Source organism: Hymenobacter oligotrophus (assembly GCF_003574965.1).
Lineage (GTDB): Bacteria > Bacteroidota > Bacteroidia > Cytophagales > Hymenobacteraceae > Solirubrum > Solirubrum oligotrophum.
The window spans coordinates 2510446-2528855 of record NZ_CP032317.1; the positions used below are offsets into that span (position 1 = coordinate 2510446).

Below are 18410 nucleotides of genomic sequence, written 5' to 3' on the forward strand. Positions count from 1 at the left end.
ATGAAAACGTTGTTGTTTATTCTGAGCGCACTGCTGCTGCATCCGGCGGTGTCGCAGGCCCAATACGGCATTTTGGAGCGGGCCGTGCAGCGCGCCGCCGAACGCAAGATCGAAGCCGCTGTGGAGCGCAAAATCACCGAGCGCACCGGCGACTACTACACGCAGTTGCTCGAAAACGGCCGCATCGTATCGCACACCATCCAGTTCGAAGAGGGCTCGGCTACGCTGCTGCCCGATTCGCAACCCTTCGTGAAAGGCCTAGCTGACATGCTGCGCCGCGACGCCACCGTGCGCGTGCGAATTGAGGCCCACACGCTGCTCGCGGGCGAGGCCGCCGCCAATCAAAAACTCTCGCAACGCCGCGCCGATGCCGTGCGAGCCGCTTTGGTGGCCCTAGGTATCGATGGCTCGCGCCTCGCGGCCAAGGGCCTGGGGGCCTCACAGCCGCTCTACTCCGAACCCGACGACGAGTACGCCCCGCTCAACCAGCGCGTGGAGCTCGTTAAGTTGTAAGTCGTGGCCTTATGCACAGCGTGGTGCTGCGCCGCTGCGCGGGCTTGCTGCTGGCTGCCCTGCTCGGCTGTACGCTAAGTATTATCTAGGGCCGGTGTTGCCTGCCGGCCGATTCGTCCGTCTCTCAACCCAAGTTTACTAGTTGCGCTTACGCAACACCCAGCAATTCTTCTGCGACTCAGAGGCGAACGGTGGCTCTGAACGATACGAAGAAGCAAAAAGCCCCGGAGCGTTGCGCCGGGGCTTTTTCATGGGTAAATAGTAGCGGCCTACTTGAAGAACAAGAAGCCCTTTTTCGGATGCTTGTGCTTGAGCGGCTTGCCTTTGGGGTCAATGCCGGGCGCCGGGCGGGTTTGACCGCGCTTCTGCGGGCGCACGCCCACGCGCTTGTCCTTGAATTTGCGCACCGTAAAGCCACCCGATGCTCGGTCGTACTGCCGCGCCGACGACGAACCGCGCGTAAGGCTGCTGTTGCCCACGCCCGAGCGGGCCTCCAGTACCTCAATTTGCTGGTCGCGCTTTACCTCGTCGGCGTTCATGCTCATGCGTTGCTGCATGCGCGCAATATCCTGGTTTGAGGCCTTGCGCTTCTTGGGTGCCTCGCGGCGAGGTCCGCTGCCCGTAAAAGGCGTAGCCGTTTGGGCCTGCGCGGCAACGGTGGTCAGCAAAGCAGCGGCCAGCAGGGCCGCGGCGGCAAGGTTCTTTTTCATGTCGGCAGAAACGAAAGAATGGCGGCTACGCGGGGGCAACGGGCACCCAAGCAAGTTAGTTCAAACAACCCGGCACCGGCACGGGCGAGCCGCACAAACGCTGGCCCGCACACAACCGTTGCAAGTAACGCAGTTCTGGCAAAAACAATGCCTCTCTAAGGTAGCAAAGCAACGCAGCCGGCGCCGGGCCTGCCCGTGGGCAGGTGTTCCGGCACCGGCTGCGTTGGGGCACCTAGGGTTTTGGCCGCTAGGCGCGGGCCCGCAAGGCGTCGCGAATCTCGGCTAGCAACAGGGCCTCTTTGGTGGGCGCAGGCTCCGAAACCACGGCTACTGGAGCCGGTTTTTTAAAGCGGTTGGCCAGCTTCACCACCCAGAAAATGACAAAGGCAATAACCAGGAAGTAAATCAGGGCATTGATGAAATTGCCGTAGTTGAGCGTCGCGGCTTTGGCGGCCTGGGCGGCCTCCAGCGTATCGTACTGGTTGCCGTCGAGCGACACAAACATCTGCTTGAAATCGATACCGCGCGTAAACAAGCTCAGCACCGGCATAATGATGTCGTCGGTCAGCGACGTTACGATTTTGCCAAACGAGGCGCCGATGATGACACCGACGGCCAGATCGAGTACGTTGCCTTTGGAAATAAACTCTTTGAATTCGGAAACGAAGCCCATAGTAAGGTGGAGAAGAAGGGTTTGAAGGATTGCCGTTGGGGTTAAGTATAGGAGAAATTATAATTATCTCCTTTCTGCGCTTTGCCGGATCAGTATGGGCGCGGTGGCCAGTACAAAGGTGCGCGGCGCCGTGTGGCGGCGCAGTGGCACCTCGTCGGAGGCTGCATTTCGCTGGCCGAACCACGCTTGCTGCTTTCCCGATGCCGCAAAGCCGAGGTGCGCAATGTCTCTATCTTTGCCGGCACGCTTCGCAAACCACCTTGTTTTCATCATGCTACCAGAACTCGAAAACCTCGCGCTCGACCGCACCGACGACGGCATTCTAACCATTACCCTCAACCGCCCCAGCAAGCTCAACGCCCTGAACGCGGCCACCATCGAGGAAATTGGCCAAGCCATGCAGTTTGCTCTCGACGAGCCTTCGGTGCGCGGCGTAATCCTAACCGGCGCCGGCGAGAAGGCGTTTGTGGCCGGTGCCGACATTGCCGAGCTTGCGGCCCTGAGCGAGCCGCTGGCCCGCCGCACGGCCGAGCGTGGCCAAGAGGTGTTTTGCTCCATCGAGGAAAGCAACAAACCGGTAATTGCCGCCGTCAACGGCTTTGCCCTAGGTGGCGGCTGCGAGCTGGCCATGGCCTGCCACATCCGGGTCGCTTCCGACAATGCCCGCTTCGGCCAGCCCGAAGTAAACCTAGGGCTGATTCCGGGCTACGGCGGCACGCAACGCCTAACCCAACTGGTGGGCAAAGCCAAAGCCCTGGAGCTGATGATGACCGCCGACTTGGTGAAAGCCGATGAGGCCCTGCGCCTGGGCTTGGTAAACCACGTGGTGCCGCAGGCCGAGCTGCTGGGCTTCTGCCGCCAGTTGCTCGGGCGCGTTCTTACCAAAGCCCCGTTGGCCGTGGGTCAGGTAATCGACTGTGTAAATGCTTACTTCGAGCCCGAGCGCCACGGGTACCAAACCGAGGTAAATGCCTTTGCCCGCTGCTTCGCCTCCGAGGATTTTAAAGAAGGCACGCAGGCATTCCTCGAAAAGCGCCCGGCCGTGTTCCGCGGCGAGTAATTCAATTGAAAATGAATAATTAAAAATTGAAAATGAGGAAAGGCAGGCATCCAGACCAGGCCAAGCGGTTTGCCGGGCGCTCTGCTAACTCCTCATTTTTAATTGTCAATTTTTAATTCCTCCCGTGAGCGGACTCGCAAAACGGCTGGCCGGCCAAACTGCCATCTACGGCGTGAGTAGCATCGTGGGGCGGGTGCTCAACTTTTTGCTGACGCCGCTTTACACCGGGCGGTTCGCGCCCGCGGCGTTCGGCATTATTACCGGGCTGTTCGCTTACATGTCGTTTCTGAACGTGGTGTTCACTTACGGCATGGAAACCACCTACCTGCGGTTTGCCAACCGCCCGGGCACCAACCGCCGCGACCTGTACAACCGCGTGCTCACGCTGCTCTTGTTAAGCAGCTTTGGGCTAACGGCCCTGCTGATAGCTTTGGCCCCCACGTTGATGCGTTTGCTTGGCATTCCGCCGGGCAGCGAACGGTACGCCGTGTGGCTGACCTTGATTTTGGGGCTCGATGCCGTGGCGGCCATTCCGTTTGCGCGGCTGCGCTTGGAAAACAAGGCCGTAAAGTTTGCCTCCATCCGGATGGCCAACATCGTGCTCAACGTGGGGCTAAACCTGTTCTTTCTGGTTCTTTGCCCCGATGTGCTGGCCGGTAAATACCTATCGGGCCTGGCGCCGCTGCTGCGCCCTCTCTACAACCCCAGCATTGGCGTGGGCTACGTGTTTCTGTCGAATTTGGCAGCCAGTGCCTTTACGCTGCTGCTGCTGGGCCGCGAGCTGCTCGATTTCCGGCCGCGCTTGCAGGTTACGTACCTAGGGCCGCTGTGGCGCTACGCTTACCCGATTATGCTGATGGGCTTGGCGGGCATGGTTAACGAAACGCTCGACCGCGTTCTGTTGGCGCGCTGGTTGCCCGAGGGTTTCTACCCAGGGCGCAGCAGCCTAGCAGCGGTGGGCATTTACGGAGCTTGCTACAAGCTTGCCATTCTGATGAGCTTGGTCATTCAGGCTTTTAAGTACGCCGCCGAGCCGTTTTTCTTTGCCCAAAGCGAAGACAAAAACTCGCCCCGCACCTTTGCGCTGGTGTTGAAATGGTTTACCATCAGCTGCACCATTCTGTTCGTGGCGGTAAGCGTCAATATCGATCTGATTGCCCCGCGGTTTCTGACCAGCCCCGAGTACCTAGAGGGCCTGCCGGTGGTGCCGGTGCTGCTGCTGGCCAACCTGTTCCTGGGCGTGTACTACAACCTGTCGGTGTGGTTTAAACTCACCGACAAAACCTACTTCGGCACGTACATCAGTTTCGGTGGCGCGGCCCTAACCATCGCGCTAAACTTTGCACTTATCCCGGTACTGGGCTACATGGGCTCGGCCATTGCCACTCTGGTGTGCTACGTCACCATGGCCGTGGTTTGCTGGTTGCTAGGCGAGCGACACTTTCCGGTTCCTTACCCAATGAGCCGGCTCCTGCTGTGGCTGCTGGCAGCCGTGGCCGTGGTGGCAGGCAGCTGGGCCTTGCCGCCTTTGGGCTCCTGGATAGCCCATATGGTGCACCTTCTGATTACGCTGGCCTTCGTGGCGGCAGTGTGGCTGGTGGAGCGGCCCGAGCGGGCATTCCGCCGCACCCAGGCCAAAGCGGCCTAAGCCCAACTTTTACTTCTTTATCTTCTTCGCATGCAAGTTGCCGTTATCAACCGTTCGCATCACCCGCTGCCAGCCTACCAAACCGAGCACGCGGCCGGGCTGGATGTGCGTGCCAACCTTACCGAGCCGGTTACCCTAGGTCCGCTGCAACGGGCACTTATCCCCACGGGTCTTTTCCTCGAAATCCCGGCTGGCTACGAGGCGCAGGTGCGCCCCCGCAGCGGCTTGGCCTACAAGCACGGCATTGGCCTCGTCAACAGCCCAGGGACTATTGATGCCGATTACCGCGGCGAAGTGAAAGTGTTGTTGGTGAATCTGTCGAACGAAGAGTTCGTGGTAAACGACGGCGAACGGGTTGCCCAACTGGTATTTGCACGCTACGAAGCCATCGAGTGGCAAGAGGTAGCCGAGCTTAGCCAAACCGTGCGTGGCGCGGGTGGCTACGGCAGCACGGGTACGAAATAGCCTTGATGTTTCGTTAAGTAGAATGCAGAAAATATTCGCCCAACGCTAGATATTACTTTGCCAAGAGCGAATTTTACACAGCGTTTCGTAGCAACTTACGTACACGCCCTCTGAACTAAATTTTTCACAACGCACCCCTTATGAAAATCATCGTCCCGATGGCCGGCATGGGCAAGCGCATGCGCCCGCACACGCTTACCGTTCCTAAGCCGTTGATTCCTATTGCTGGTAAGCCTATCGTTCAGCGCCTCGTCGAGGACATTGCCAAAGTTGTAGGCCAGCAGGTTACGGAGGTTGCGTTTATCGTAGGCCGTTTCGGCGAAGAAGTTGAAAAGAGCCTGGTGAAAATCGCCGAATCGGTGGGCGCCAAAGGCACTATTCATTACCAAGACGAGCCCCTAGGTACGGCCCACGCCATTTTGTGCGCCCAATCGGCCCTCACCGGCCCCGTGGTAGTGGCTTTTGCCGACACCCTGTTCAAAGCCGATTTTACCCTAGATACCTCGGCCGACGGCACCATTTGGGTGCAGCGCGTGGAGGATCCGCGCCCGTTTGGTGTGGTAAAACTCAACGAGCAAAGCCAGATTACCGAACTGATTGAGAAGCCGCAGGAGTTCGTATCCGATTTGGCCATCATCGGCATATACTACTTCCGCGACGGGGAGTACCTGAAGCGCGAACTGCAGTACCTGCTTGATAACGACATCATGGACAAGGGCGAGTACCAGCTCACCAATGCCCTCGAAAACATGAAAAACCAAGGCGCGGTGTTTATTCCGGGCCGCGTTACGGAGTGGCTCGATTGCGGCAACAAGGATGCGACCGTGTACACCAACCAACGCTACCTCGAGTATCTGCAGGAAGCCGGCGAAGACACCGTTGCTAAATCCGCCAAGCTCACCAATACCGTACTCATCCCGCCGGTGTACATTGGCGAGAACGTGGTGCTCGAGCACAGCATCATCGGCCCGCACGTATCGGTAGGCGATGGTTCGACGGTGCGCCACTCGGTGGTCGTTAACAGCATCGTGCAGAAGTCGGCGGCCGTGCAAAACGCCAACATCACCAACTCCATGATTGGCAGCTTTGCCACGCTCACCGGTACCCCCGCCGACCTAAGCGTGGGTGATTACAACGCCTTGAAACTGTAGAGACAGCCGGGTGGTTTCGGGGTAAATGCCGTATCTTTTCCTAGGGCCGGCCTGGCCCGAAACCACCCGTTTCTACGTTTTCCGTTGCTGCCGCTTTTTGCCATGATCCGCTCCGCTTCCCTTCTGCTTCTTGTGTTAGGCCTGCTTGCGGCCGAGCCCGGCTATGCCCAGCAGAAGCGCGCTACGGACAAGGCGGGTACCGAAAAGCCGCGCAAGCTTACGCGCCGCGAAAAAAAGGAAATGCAGCGCCAGGCGGCGCTCGAAGCGGCCAAAGCCCAGCAGCAAAGCCAACTTACCGAGAAAGACCGCGAAATGAGCGCGGCCTACTTCGTGGACGGCGTAAAGTACATGCTGCTGGAGGATTACCCCAAGGCTCAGGAGCGGCTGCTGAAGGCTTACCAGATTGACCCCAACAACGCAGCCATTAACTACAAGATTGCCGAGAACAACCTGCTCATCGGCAACCTGAAAGATGCGGCCAACTTTGCACAGGCCGCCCTGCGCCTCGATGCGAAGAACCCGTACTACTACCTGATTTTGGCGCAGATTTACGCCACCCAAAAGCAGTACGACCAAGCCGCGCAGGTATACACGCGCCTGATTCAGGACGTGCCCGAGTCGAAGTCCTATCTGTTCAACCTAGCCGATTTGTACCTGGCCCAAGGCAAACTCAACGAAGCCTTGAGCACCTTCGATCAGGCCGAAAAGGAATTTGGTACGCTCGACGAGGTGTCGTTTAAAAAGCAGCAGATTTACCTCAAGCAAAATAACCTCGACAAGGCGCTGAAAGAAGGCGAAGCCCTAATATCGGCTAACCCCGAGGACATCCGCTACGTGCTGGCGCAAGCCGAAATGTACGCGGCTAACAACCGCCTGCCCGATGCTATTCGGGTAGCCAACCAAGCCCTGCGCAAAGACCCCGAGAATCCGCAGGCTCACATGATTTTGGCCGATGCCTACCGGCAGCAAGGCAACCAGGCCGAGTCGGAAAAGCAAATCAAACAGGCCTTCCAGAGCCCGGCCCTAGGTATCGACCAGAAGGTGCGCATCCTCGTCGACTACCTGAAGCAGCTGCCCAACCCAGCCGTGCAGCAAACCGCCCTCGAGCTGGCCGACATAACTACGCGCGTGCACCCCAAAGAGGCCAAAGCGTACTCGGTAGCCGGCGATGTGCAGCTGTTGTCGGAGAAAAAAGCCTTGGCGCGCGATAATTATCTCCGCGCCCTGCGCCTCGACAACTCGCACTTCAAAATCTGGCAACAGGTGGTGCTGATTGATGCCGAGCTGACGCAAACCGACTCGTTGCTGCGGCACACCAACCAAGCGCTGGAGCTGTTCCCGAACCAAGCAGTGTTTTGGTTTTATAACGGCGTGGGGCACATGTTTGCCAAGCAGCCGCAAAAGGCGGTGAAAGCGCTGGAGCAAGGCAAAAAGCTCACGACCGACAACCCCGAGCTGGCCGCGCAGTTCGACACGCAGTTGGGCGACGCGTACCACGAGCTCAAAGACTACGATAAGTCAGATGCGGCGTACGAGGCAGCGCTTACCTTCGACGCCAACAACGCCCAAGCCCTCAACAACTACAGCTACTACCTGTCGTTGCGCGGCAAGGAGTTGGCCAAGGCCAAGGAGTTGGCGGGCAAGTTGGTGAAGCTTTTCCCCGACAACGACACTTACCTCGACACCTACGCCTGGGTGTTGTACAAATCGAAAGATTACGCCGGCGCGCGCCAATACCTCGAAAAAGCTATCAAGACCTCGAAAGATGGCACTGTATTGGAGCACTACGGCGATGTGCTGTATCAGCTTGGCGATACGGCGGCGGCCGTGGAGCAGTGGCAGCAGGCCAAAAAGGCCGGCGGCACCTCTGCCCTCATCGACCGCAAGATCAAAGAACGAAAACTGTATGAATAGAAGTTGGCCGCTTTTGCTGGCCTTGGCCGGAAGCCTTGCCCTAGGTGCTTGTCAGCGCCGCGCCATCCCGACTAAATCTACCGCCGCTGCCCGCTCCCAAGCGCCCGAGGTGCGTGCTCGCAACCTCGAGTTTACGTACCTGGCGGCCAAAGGCAAAGCGCAGATCAACGCCAACGGCGAGCAGTACACGGCCAACCTGAACGTGCGCATGCGCAAGGACAGCGTTATTTGGGTTTCGGCCTCGTTCCTAGGTATCGAAGGCATTCGGGCGCGCATCACCCCCGATTCGGTGCAGGTGATGAACAAGCTGGAGAAAACCTACTACGCCGGCAATTTCGATTACCTAAGCCGCCAGTTTAATGTGCCCGTAACGTTTGCGCAGCTGCAGGCGCTGCTAGCCGGCGACTACCTGCCCGCCGCCGCACCCAATGTGCAGCTTACGGCCGTGGAAGAAGGCCCCGTTCAAAAAGTCAGCTACAAGCAAGCCGGCCTGCTGGTGCAACAGCTGATTGAGCTGAACCGTGCCCGCCTGCAAAAGCTAACCGTGCAAGACGACAGCACCAAAAGCTCTTTGGATGTAACTTACGCCGACTTTCAGCCGCTCGAGCCGGGTGGGCAGCTGTTTGCGCGTGGCGTAATGCTGCAGGCGCAGCAACCGGGCCGCGCCGCGGCCACCGTGATGATTAATTACCGCAACGTGGACCTCGACAAAGAACGGCTTTCTTTCCCCTTCTCCGTACCGGCCGAGTATGGGCGCAAAAACCGCAAGTAGCCGCTGGCCTGCCTGGCTGCTGGCTGGCGCACTGCTGCTTGCTCTTACTGCAGCCCCTGCCCAGCAGCGCCGCCCCACCCGCCGGGAGCCGGCTAAATCCAAGGTTCAGCTGGAGCGTGAGCGGCGTAACAATTTGCGCCGCATACAAGAGGCCAGCCGCATTCTGGAGCAAACCAAGCAGCAGAAGCAAAGCACCCTAGGTCAGCTGAATGCCCTGAAGGAAAAGATTACCGTGCAGCAGAAGGTAATCAAGTCGACTTCTACGGAGCTGCGCTACATCGATACCGGCGTAAAGCAAACCACCACCAACGTACAGCTTACCAAAGCCGAGCTCGACCGCCTCAAGGTCGAGTACGCGCAGCTGATTTACGCCTCGGCTAAAACGGCCAACTCGTACAACCGCCTGATGTTCTTGTTCGCCGCCGACTCGTTCAACGAGTTTATGCGGCGCTTGCACTACGTGCGGCAGTACGCCGAGGCGCGGCGGCAGCAGGTAAGCGGCATTTTGCGCACCCAGCAAGAGCTAAGCCAGCAGCTAACCAGCCTCACCGAAAAGCGCCAGCAAAAAACCTCGTTGCTAACCACGCAGCTAAGCGAGCGGCGCAGCCTGCAAACCATGAAGGTGCAGCAGGACCAAGTGGTGCAGCAGCTTAGCCAAAAAGAGCAACAGTTGCAGAAAGAGCTGGCGCAGCGGCAACAAGCCGTTCGCAAGCTCGATAACCTTATTGCCCAGCGCGTACGCGAGGAAATTGCCCGCGCTGCGCGTGCAGCTGCCGCGCGTGCCGCTGCCAAAGCTGCCGCAGCCAAAGCCGCCGCCGAACGTGCCGAGCGCACCGACGCCACAGCAGCCGAGCGCACCACCGCCCGCCGCGAGGCCGCCGAGGCTGCCGAAGCCGCCGATGCAGCTGCCAACACCTCCACCAGCCGCGTAACCCTCACGCCCGAAACGGCGGAGCTTTCCTCGTCGTTTGCCGAAAACCGCGGGCGTTTGCTGTGGCCGGTGGCCCGTGGGTTTATTTCGCAGCCCTTCGGCCGGCATCCGCACCCAGTGCTCAAAAACGTTACCGTCGACAACCGCGGCGTCGACATCCAGACCGGCGCCGGCGAGTCGGTGCGGGCTATTTTCGACGGCAAAGTGCTAACAGTGGCCAACATTGCCGGCATGAACAACGTGGTGATGGTGCAGCACGGCGAGTACTTCACGGTGTACGCCAAACTGCGCTCCGTAAACGTGGCCGAAGGCCAGCAAGTGAAGATGCGCCAACCCATCGGCACGGTTTCCACCAACGCCGAAGGCACCACCGAACTGCAGTTTCAGGTTTGGAAGAACAGTACCAACCTTAATCCTGAACAATGGCTAGGCCGCAAATAGTGTTGCTACACCGTTGCCGACAATTTGCCACTGGCTTAAAATAAAAAAACACCGTACAGCGTACGGTGCCTTTCTGAGCTATGAAAACAAACTTAGCTATCAGTTAATCCCTCCTTGGCAAGCCCGAAAGCTCGTCGCCAAAAGATTAATCCCCCGACAACAGCCGAAAGATACAGCACCCGAGGTATTCCTTGAGTACTATTTTCGGCGAATACACTAAAATTCTTTTTAAACCACCAAAAATTCTTAGCGGGGTACGCTACACCAAATTCAGGCGCCCCATAAGGTCTTGCTTATAGGAATTTCCGATGGGCACCGACGAGGCGCGGCCACCGTCAACCACTAGCGAATCCCCGTCAATGGTTACGATACGGTCGAGGCGCACGATGTACTTGCGGTGCACGCGCACAAAGTCGCGCGGCGACAGGCGCGTGAGCATGTCCTTCATGGTAGTGTACACGGTGTAGCGTTCGGTGCCCACGTAAATGTTCACGTAATCACCTAGGGCCTCTACGTACGAAATATCGGCGGCGCACACCCGTACCAGTTTGTGGTCCTGCTTCACGAACAGTTCCGTACGGCCGTTCGAGTACAACGAAGCGGCCGTGTCGTTGGCCATGCGGAGCAAGCCTTCGAGTTTGGCGCGCTCCTGCTCTAGTTGCAGCCGTGCGCGGCGGAGCTCCAGGTGCGAAACCACCTCGCGGGCCAGCGTTTTAAGCGCATCGCGCTGCGCGTCCGTTAGGTTGCGTGGCTGCGTATCGATGGCACATAAGGCACCTAGGGGCTGCCCAGTTGGGGTAATTAACGGGGCGCCGGCGTAAAACCGGATGTTGGGGTCGTTGGTAACGAGCGGGTTGTCGCGAAACAGCGGGTCGTTTGTGGCGTTTTCCACTTCGTACACTCCTCCCGAAACCATTGCGTACTGGCAAAACGAATACTCGCGCGGCGTTTCGCTCACGCCCAACCCGTAGCTCGACTTAAACCATTGCCGGTCACTGTCAACCAACGATACCAAGGAGATGGGCGTGCCGCAGATGTAAGCCGCCAGCCGCGTCAGGGCATCAAAATCCTCTTCGGGCGAGGTATCCAGAATGCGGTACGCCCGTAGGGCCTCAAGGCGTTCTTCTTCGCTGGATACATTGGCCACACCAGTACGCAGAAGGGAGGAAGAAATGGGTGGAACGTTCATGACTTATGAAGTGTGGTAGCGGCAGTGGCAATGCCATCTAGGCACAACAAGACCCCTAATTACCTACGAACAATGGCAATTTGGTGGTTTGTCTCGCCAAAACGCACTTTATGCTCGTCAAACAAGGTTATTGGCGTGACGAACAAATTAGCTTGCCTTGGCCACGCAGAGCACTAACCATTCCATTATGCGGATTGTTGGAATCGGGTTTGGAAATTATCGGGTACCTTTACAATCCGTTTGGCAGGCCTGGCCGTAAGCCTAACTATCATTCACTTTCCCCTACGGAAACCATGCTAGCTTCTCTTTTTCTGTTTGTCGGTGGCCTCGGCACTACCGAGGTTTTGCTGATAGTTGTTGCTTTAGTTCTGCTGTTTGGGGCTAAGCGCATTCCGGAGCTGTTCCGAGGCATGGGCCAGGGCATTCGCGAGTTTAAGGACGCCTCGAAAGAGCAAAAGCCCGAATACCGCGACAACAACCCGACGAGCCCGCAAGACCCGCAGCAACCCATCCGCTAACCTTTGTAGCGATGAGCACGCCGTTTCTGCTTTTCCTAGGCGACATTGGCGGCAGCGAAATGCTGCTGATCATGGTCGTCATCCTGATTTTTTTCGGGGCCAACAAAATACCGGAGTTGGCACGTGGCTTGGGCAAGGGCATCCGCGAGTTCAAAGATGCCTCTCGCGAGATTCGCAGCGAGATAGAAAACGCCAATACCCAACCCAACGGGTACCAACAGCCCGCCTCCCAGCCGCAACCGTACCAGCAGGCACCGCCTGCCCCGGTAGCCTACCAGTCCTCGGGTCTCGATCAGCCACAAAGTGGCCCCGTTCCGGCCCCGGAGCAACCCACCGTTACCCCGGCCGGTTTGCCCCACCCCCCCTCCGATCAGCATCCTATCACTTGATCTAAGCCAAGCTCCCTTGAGACGCTTCAACTCCCTAACGGAAGTTCGTAACGAGCTGGCGGCCGGTAACATCACCTGCCGCCAGCTCGTGGAGTATTATCTGGATAACATCGCCGGCAAAGCCCACCTCAACGCTTTCTTGGAAGTGTGGGCCGACGAAGCCCGCGCGCAGGCCGATGCCGTTGACGCCAAACTAGCCTCCGGCACGGCCGGCAAGCTGGCCGGCATGGTTATCGGGCTGAAGGACGTGCTAGCCTACCAGGGCCACACGTTGCAATCCAGCTCCCACATCCTCGATGGTTTTAAGTCGCTGTTCACGGGCACGGCCGTGCAGCGCCTGCTCGACGAAGACGCCATTCTGATCGGCCGCCAGAACTGCGACGAGTTTGCGATGGGCGCGTCCAACGAAACGTCGTACTTCGGTCCGGTTCGCAACGAGCTCGACCCCGAGCGCGTGCCGGGCGGTTCGTCGGGCGGCTCGGCGGTGGCGGTGCAGGCCGATTTGTGCTTGGCTTCTATCGGCTCCGATACGGGCGGCTCGGTGCGTCAGCCAGCGGCATTTTGCGGCGTGGTGGGCCTCAAGCCCACGTACTCGCGCATTTCGCGCTACGGCCTGATTGCTTACGCTTCGTCGTTCGACCAAGTAGGTCCCATTACCCGCTCGGTAGAGGACGCCGCTTTGCTGCTGGAAGTAATGGCCGGCCCCGACGAGTTCGACTCCACCGTGAGCCAGCAGCCCGTGCCGGCCTACAGCCAGTTGCTCGAACCGCAGGCGCACTACCGCATTGGCTACATCCGCGACACGTTGGAGCGGCCGGGCCTGGCTCCCGATATCAAGCAGGCCACCGAAACTGTAATTGAGCAGCTGCGTGGCCAGGGCCACGTGGTGGAGGCGGTCGACTTCCCGTACCTGGATTACATGGTGCCCACGTACTACATCCTCACCACGGCCGAAGCCAGCTCCAACCTAGGGCGCTACGACGGGGTGAAGTACGGCTACCGTGCGCCCGATGCCACCGATTTGGCTTCGCTGTACAAAAAATCGCGCAGTCAAGGGTTTGGGAAAGAAGTGCAGCGCCGCATTTTGCTGGGCACTTTTGTACTCTCGGCCAATTACTACGACGCCTATTACACCAAAGCCCAGCGCGTACGCCGCCTGATTAAGGAGCAAACCGACGAGCTGCTGCGCCAATACGACTTCCTGATTTTGCCGACTTCGCCCACCACAGCGTTCCGCATCGGCGAAAACACGAAAGATCCGCTGGCAATGTATTTAGCTGATATATTTACTGTTCAGGCTTCGCTGGCCGGCGTGCCCGCCATTTCGCTGCCGATCGGAAACGACCAAGGCGGGCTGCCCATCGGCATGCAGGTAATGAGCGGCGCTTTCCGCGAAGCTGAAATGCTGGCCTTTGCCAAGCACCTGACCGAAAGTGTTGTTGCCTCTGCTGTAGCTCCGTAGTCGCATGAAAAATCCGTTCCGCGCCTCTGCTTTGCTGTTGTTGGCTGCTGCCTTTGCGCACCCGGTTGCGGGCCAAACGCAATTGCCACCCGCAGCACCGCCAGCGGCCGGAACGGATTTGGACTCGACGCAGGTGCAGCTGGAGCTGGCGCCCGACTCGCTGGTAGCCGAGCCTGCCCTTACCCCCGAACAGCTGGCGTGGATGCAGACCCCGCCCGCCATGCGCGATTTAGTGTGCGACCGGATTGGCTGCATCGACTCGGACATGCCGCTGGTGTTCAACAACGTGGTAATGGCGCACGTGACGTACTTCACACAGCGCAACCGCACGTACATGCAGCGGGTACTGGAGCGCGAAAACCTTTACTTTCCGCTGTTCGAAAAGTACCTGGCCAAGTACAACCTGCCGCAAGATCTTAAGTACTTGGCCGTAGTAGAGTCGGCGTTGATTCCGACGGCCAAGTCGCGGGTAGGCGCTACCGGGCTGTGGCAATTTATGGGCCCCACTGCCGGCGACCTTCGCCTACGCCGCGACGACTGGGTAGACGAGCGCATGGACCCCGAAAAAGCCACTGAGGCCGCTTGTAAGCACCTGCGTTTTCTGTACGGCATGCTCCACGACTGGGAGCTGGTGCTGGCTGCCTACAACTGGGGCCCCGGCAATGTGCAGCGCGTAATGCGCCGCACGGGCAAGCGTAACTACTGGGACCTGCACCCGCACATGCCGCAGGAAACGCGCAACTACGTGCCCAGCTTCACGGCCATTTTGTACGCCATGAAGTACGCGCAGCAGCACAACCTACACGCCCCCGACCTGCGCTACCAGTACGCGCAGCCCATGGATACGCTGCAAATTGGCGGCCGCGCTTTCGACGTAAGCCGCCTTGGCCAAGCCGCCGGCCTCGATTCGGTAGCCCTGCTGCGCATGAACCCGGAGTTGCGCAAAACCTACTTGCCTGCCGGCTACCGCCCCTACGCCGTTAAGTTCCCGGCCGCGGCAAGGCCGTTGCTGCAAGAGGTAGACCGAGCCACCTTGTTTGGCTACTGCACGCCCCAAGCCGCCCTGCCGCAGCCCATAGCCGCTTTGCCACCTAGGTTGCAGGGCGTAGAGCCGTTCCCGTCGGCGCTGGCGGCCAATGCTAACAACACCCCCAGGAACGCCAATCGCGAAGTAGCCGCCGCGGCCGAAACGCCGCGCTCGCGCCGCAAGGTGCACACCGTGCGCAAAGGGCAAACCCTAGGTGAGCTAGCCGAATGGTACGGCGTGAGCACCGCGCAACTCCGGCGCTGGAACCACTTGCCCAAAGGCCAGGCTCTGCGTTCGAAGCAACAGCTTGTGGTATTTCTGCCGGCTCAGGAAAGCAGCAATGCTGCCACCGTGGCCATGGCCCGTAAGCCTGCCGCCCCGGCCGTTGCCGCCGCACCGCGCACACCCGGCGAAATGGGCGTTAAAGTAACCAAGCGCCCCGTTGCTGCTTCGGATAAAGCTGAGCCAGCAACGGTGGCAACGCCAGAACCAGCTGGCACGGCCGCAGTAGCCGCTGCTACGCCCCGCCTCGCTACCCGCTCGGCGCGGACGGCAACCGAGCCAACCCCAACCACTGAGCCTACCGCATCCGAAGCAACCGTTGCGCAGGCCCAGGCGCAAATTGAAGCTGCCACCGAGTACGTGGTGCGCAAAGGCGACTACCTCAACAAGGTAGCGCGCGAGCGAGGTGTTACGGTGGCCCAGCTGATGGAGTGGAACAAGTTGCAGTCGGCGGCGGTAGCACCCGGCCAAAAGCTGCGCCTCACCCAACCCGCCGACACTGAAACGACCCTGCCGGTTTCTTCACCTGCAAAAACGGTTGCCTTGGCCCCCAAGCCTGCTGCGCCTACCAAGCAGCGGCAGCACCTAGGGTCCGAGCAGCAGCGCGTGCACGTGGTGCAGCCCGGCGATACACTGTTCAACATTTCGCGCCGTTACCAGGGGCTTACCGTTGAGCAGTTGCGCAAGCTCAACAACCTCAAATCCGACGAGGTAAAACCTGGCCAGAAGTTGATTGTGGCCGGTTAAGCCAAACTTGCGGCATTCATTTACTTAATTTTGTCGCAACTTGCTTTCGGGCGCTGCCTTAGCAGGCGGCGCCTTTTGTTTTTTGCCCACACCTGTTTATGCTGAAAATAAATAAGGAAGACGCGCTTAACTACCACGAACAGAACCCGGCCGGGAAGATCGAGGTGGTACCTACCAAGCCCGTCAGTACGCAGCTCGACCTAGCCCTGGCTTACTCGCCGGGCGTAGCCGAACCGTGCAAAGAAATTGCCGCCAACCCCGACGACGTTTACAAGTACACCGCCAAGGGCAACCTCGTGGCCGTTATCAGCAACGGCACGGCGGTGCTGGGCCTGGGCAACATTGGCGCCGCGGCCTCCAAGCCCGTGATGGAGGGCAAAGGCGTGCTGTTTAAAAAGTTTGCGGGCATCGACTGCTTCGATATTGAAATCGACGCCACCGACCCCGACGAGTTTATCCGTATTGTGAAGGCCTTGGAGCCCACGTTTGGCGGCATCAACCTCGAGGACATCAAGGCGCCGGAGTGCTTCCGCATCGAAACGGAGCTGCGGGAGAAGATGAACATTCCGCTGATGCACGACGACCAGCACGGCACGGCCATTATTTCGGCGGCTGCGCTGCTGAGCGGCCTGGAGCTGGTGGGCAAAAAGATCGGCGAAATTAAGGTGGTGGTGAGCGGCGCCGGTGCGGCGGCCATCAGCTGCTTGCGCCTGTACCTCGAGCTGGGCCTGAAGCGCGAAAACGTGGTGGTGTTCGACAAGGACGGCATCATCAACCGGCAGCGCACCAACCTGGCCGAGCTGCAAATGCAGTTTGCCACCGAGCGCCCCATCAGCACATTGGCCGAGGCCATGGAAGGTGCCGACTTCTTCCTAGGTCTATCGGCGGCCAATGTGCTGGCACCGGAGCTGTTGCTGAAGATGGCCAAAGACCCCATCGTATTCGCGCTGGCCAACCCCGACCCCGAAATTGCCTACGAGGTGGCCATGGCCACGCGCGAGGACATCATCATGGCTACGGGCCGCTCCGACCACCCCAACCAGGTGAACAATGTGCTGGGCTTCCCCTACATTTTCCGCGGGGCCCTCGACGTACGCGCTACCGAAATCAACGAGGCCATGAAGCTGGCCGCTGTGCGCGCCCTTACGGAACTGGCCAAAGAGCCCGTGCCCGAAATGGTGAACAAGGCTTACGGCGATAACACGCTGAGCTTCGGCCGCACGTACCTCATTCCGAAGCCGCTCGACCCACGTCTGATTACCACCATTTCGCCGGCTGTGGCCAAAGCGGCCATGGAAAGCGGCGTGGCCCGGCGCCTGATTACCGATTGGCACGGCTACGAGGACGAGCTTCGTTCGCGCCTTGGTGTCAACCAGAAGCTGATGAACCGCATTACCTCGCGGGCCCGCGCCACGCCCAAGCGTGTGGTGTACCCCGAGGCCGACAACTACAAAATCCTGAAGGCCGCCCAAATCGTGCACGACGAGGGCATTGCCACGCCCATTTTGCTGGGCAACCGCGCTAAAATCGAGCAGATTGCCCGCGAAAACTCGCTCGACCTCGAGGGCTGCGAAATCATCGACATTCTGGAGGACGAGGCCAAGCGCCACGAGTACGCCGAAATCCTGTTCCGGAAGCGCCAGCGCAAAGGCATGACGCTTTACGAAGGCAAGCGCCTGCTGCGCGAGCGGAACTACTACGGCGCGCTCATGCTCGACAACGGCGAGGCCGACGCCTACATTACGGGCCTGACCAAGGATTACGGCAAGAGCATTTTGCCGGCCCTGCAGATTATTGGCGTGGAAGACGGTGTGCAGCGCGCGGCGGGCATGTACATCATCTTGCACAAAAAGGGCCCGTTCTTTTTTGCCGATACCACCGTCAACATCGACCCTACGGCCGAGGAACTCGTGGACATTATCGGCCTGACGGCCCGCGCCGTGCGCTTCTTCGACACGGAGCCGCGCATTGCCGTGCTGAGCTACACCAACTTTGGCTCGAACGTGGGGCCGTTGCCCGACAAAATGCGCCGCGCTACTGAAATGGCTAAGCGCCGCTTCCCCGACCTGATCCTGGACGGCGAAATGCAGGCCAATACGGCCCTGAACCCGCAGCTGCTGCGCGAGCATTACCCCTTCTCGGAGCTGGCCGAGAAAGGCGCCAACACGCTTATTTTCCCGGGTCTTACTTCGGGCAACATTGCCTACAAAGTGCTGCAGGAAATCGGCGGCGCCGAGGTTATCGGGCCCGTGTTGATGGGCATGCGCAAGCCGGTGCACATTCTGCAGCTGGGCGCCTCGGTGCGCGACATCGTGAACATGACGTCCATTGCCGTGGTAGACGCGCAAACCTACAATCACCCGCTGTAGAGGCTGGGGCCAGAATTAAGCCGCCGGTATTTTACCTAGGTCGCCCAGGGCTGCTCCAGCTCTGGGCGGCTTTTTTTGCCCAGAACCTAGGGCAACAACACCGCGGGCCCTAGGTGCCAGCAGCCCTTGCGCGCCGTGGCACCTAGGCG

The 18410-nt window shown here is 59.4% G+C and carries 16 protein-coding genes; 13 read left to right on the forward strand and 3 right to left on the reverse strand.

Features of this window, described 5'->3' with window-relative positions; all coding sequences use genetic code 11:
• Positions 1-513, forward strand: a complete 513-nt coding sequence (locus tag D3Y59_RS10725; protein ID WP_119445045.1) for an OmpA family protein — start codon at positions 1-3, stop codon at positions 511-513.
• A gap of 269 nt (positions 514-782) precedes the next feature.
• On the opposite strand, the gene D3Y59_RS10730 is transcribed toward D3Y59_RS10725, so the two are convergent.
• Together D3Y59_RS10730 and mscL are read right to left on the reverse strand one after the other, a co-directional pair.
• On the reverse strand, positions 783-1223 hold the full coding sequence (locus D3Y59_RS10730; protein ID WP_119445046.1) for a hypothetical protein: 441 nt from the start codon (positions 1221-1223) through the stop codon (positions 783-785).
• Positions 1224-1470: 247 nt separating this feature from the next.
• Positions 1471-1896: a large conductance mechanosensitive channel protein MscL gene (gene mscL / locus D3Y59_RS10735; protein ID WP_119445047.1), complete on the reverse strand. Its 426-nt coding sequence runs from the start codon at positions 1894-1896 to the stop codon at positions 1471-1473.
• A 271-nt stretch (positions 1897-2167) separates the two neighbouring features.
• Between mscL and D3Y59_RS10745 the strand changes: the two genes are divergently transcribed.
• The 7 genes from D3Y59_RS10745 to D3Y59_RS10775 all read left to right on the forward strand — a co-directional run bounded on the left by D3Y59_RS10745 (position 2168) and on the right by D3Y59_RS10775 (position 10278).
• Positions 2168-2956 carry an enoyl-CoA hydratase/isomerase family protein gene (locus D3Y59_RS10745; protein ID WP_119445049.1) on the forward strand — a complete coding sequence of 263 codons (789 nt, stop codon included), beginning with the start codon at positions 2168-2170 and terminating at the stop codon, positions 2954-2956.
• 124 nt (positions 2957-3080) lie between these two features.
• Positions 3081-4604, forward strand: a complete 1524-nt coding sequence (locus tag D3Y59_RS10750; RefSeq protein ID WP_119445050.1) for a lipopolysaccharide biosynthesis protein — start codon at positions 3081-3083, stop codon at positions 4602-4604.
• 30 nt (positions 4605-4634) lie between these two features.
• Positions 4635-5069, forward strand: a complete 435-nt coding sequence (gene dut, locus D3Y59_RS10755) for a dUTP diphosphatase (RefSeq protein ID WP_119445051.1) — start codon at positions 4635-4637, stop codon at positions 5067-5069.
• 140 nt (positions 5070-5209) lie between these two features.
• Positions 5210-6220, forward strand: coding sequence for a sugar nucleotidyltransferase (locus tag D3Y59_RS10760; RefSeq protein ID WP_119445052.1), 1011 nt, complete (start codon positions 5210-5212; stop codon positions 6218-6220).
• A 132-nt stretch (positions 6221-6352) separates the two neighbouring features.
• A complete protein-coding gene (locus tag D3Y59_RS10765) occupies positions 6353-8134 on the forward strand; it encodes a tetratricopeptide repeat protein (protein ID WP_240410336.1) in 1782 nt (593 codons plus the stop codon).
• Between the two features lie 22 nt (positions 8135-8156).
• A complete protein-coding gene (locus D3Y59_RS10770) occupies positions 8157-8906 on the forward strand; it encodes a DUF4292 domain-containing protein (RefSeq protein WP_205590822.1) in 750 nt (249 codons plus the stop codon).
• The gene (locus tag D3Y59_RS10775) at positions 8884-10278 is read left to right on the forward strand and encodes a murein hydrolase activator EnvC family protein (protein ID WP_119445054.1); all 1395 of its coding nucleotides are present in this window, start codon (positions 8884-8886) and stop codon (positions 10276-10278) included. Before D3Y59_RS10770 ends, D3Y59_RS10775 begins: the two co-directional genes overlap by 23 nt.
• A 259-nt stretch (positions 10279-10537) precedes the next feature.
• Here the strand turns inward: D3Y59_RS10775 and D3Y59_RS10780 are convergent, their stop codons facing one another.
• Positions 10538-11467 (reverse strand): GAF domain-containing DNA-binding protein, encoded by a 930-nt coding sequence (locus tag D3Y59_RS10780; protein WP_119445055.1) that lies wholly within the window; start codon positions 11465-11467, stop codon positions 10538-10540.
• Between the two features lie 293 nt (positions 11468-11760).
• Here D3Y59_RS10780 and tatA (D3Y59_RS10785) point away from each other — a divergent pair, with 293 nt between their 5' ends.
• From tatA (D3Y59_RS10785) to D3Y59_RS10805, 5 genes are all read left to right on the forward strand, one after another.
• Positions 11761-11985, forward strand: a complete 225-nt coding sequence (gene tatA, locus D3Y59_RS10785) for a twin-arginine translocase TatA/TatE family subunit (protein ID WP_119445056.1) — start codon at positions 11761-11763, stop codon at positions 11983-11985.
• An 11-nt stretch (positions 11986-11996) separates the two neighbouring features.
• Positions 11997-12374, forward strand: a complete 378-nt coding sequence (gene tatA / locus D3Y59_RS18815; RefSeq protein ID WP_119445057.1) for a twin-arginine translocase TatA/TatE family subunit — start codon at positions 11997-11999, stop codon at positions 12372-12374.
• 16 nt (positions 12375-12390) lie between these two features.
• A complete protein-coding gene (gene gatA / locus D3Y59_RS10795; RefSeq protein WP_119445058.1) occupies positions 12391-13836 on the forward strand; it encodes an Asp-tRNA(Asn)/Glu-tRNA(Gln) amidotransferase subunit GatA in 1446 nt (481 codons plus the stop codon).
• Between the two features lie 4 nt (positions 13837-13840).
• Positions 13841-15892, forward strand: a complete 2052-nt coding sequence (locus tag D3Y59_RS10800; protein ID WP_119445059.1) for a LysM peptidoglycan-binding domain-containing protein — start codon at positions 13841-13843, stop codon at positions 15890-15892.
• A gap of 98 nt (positions 15893-15990) precedes the next feature.
• Positions 15991-18261 carry an NADP-dependent malic enzyme gene (locus D3Y59_RS10805; RefSeq protein WP_205590823.1) on the forward strand — a complete coding sequence of 757 codons (2271 nt, stop codon included), beginning with the start codon at positions 15991-15993 and terminating at the stop codon, positions 18259-18261.
• The last annotated feature ends 149 nt before the right edge of the window (positions 18262-18410 follow it).

What these genes read in the sequence shown, in the direction of transcription:
- D3Y59_RS10725 (WP_119445045.1), top strand. Translation starts at nt 1, where the DNA reads ATGAAAACGTTGTTGTTTATTCTGAGCGCACTGCTGCTGCATCCGGCG.
- D3Y59_RS10730 (WP_119445046.1), bottom strand. Translation starts at nt 1,223, where the DNA reads ATGAAAAAGAACCTTGCCGCCGCGGCCCTGCTGGCCGCTGCTTTGCTG.
- mscL (WP_119445047.1), bottom strand. Translation starts at nt 1,896, where the DNA reads ATGGGCTTCGTTTCCGAATTCAAAGAGTTTATTTCCAAAGGCAACGTA.
- D3Y59_RS10745 (WP_119445049.1), top strand. Translation starts at nt 2,168, where the DNA reads ATGCTACCAGAACTCGAAAACCTCGCGCTCGACCGCACCGACGACGGC.
- dut (WP_119445051.1), top strand. Translation starts at nt 4,635, where the DNA reads ATGCAAGTTGCCGTTATCAACCGTTCGCATCACCCGCTGCCAGCCTAC.
- D3Y59_RS10760 (WP_119445052.1), top strand. Translation starts at nt 5,210, where the DNA reads ATGAAAATCATCGTCCCGATGGCCGGCATGGGCAAGCGCATGCGCCCG.
- D3Y59_RS10775 (WP_119445054.1), top strand. Translation starts at nt 8,884, where the DNA reads ATGGGCGCAAAAACCGCAAGTAGCCGCTGGCCTGCCTGGCTGCTGGCT.
- D3Y59_RS10780 (WP_119445055.1), bottom strand. Translation starts at nt 11,467, where the DNA reads ATGAACGTTCCACCCATTTCTTCCTCCCTTCTGCGTACTGGTGTGGCC.
- tatA (WP_119445056.1), top strand. Translation starts at nt 11,761, where the DNA reads ATGCTAGCTTCTCTTTTTCTGTTTGTCGGTGGCCTCGGCACTACCGAG.
- tatA (WP_119445057.1), top strand. Translation starts at nt 11,997, where the DNA reads ATGAGCACGCCGTTTCTGCTTTTCCTAGGCGACATTGGCGGCAGCGAA.
- D3Y59_RS10800 (WP_119445059.1), top strand. Translation starts at nt 13,841, where the DNA reads ATGAAAAATCCGTTCCGCGCCTCTGCTTTGCTGTTGTTGGCTGCTGCC.
- D3Y59_RS10805 (WP_205590823.1), top strand. Translation starts at nt 15,991, where the DNA reads ATGCTGAAAATAAATAAGGAAGACGCGCTTAACTACCACGAACAGAAC.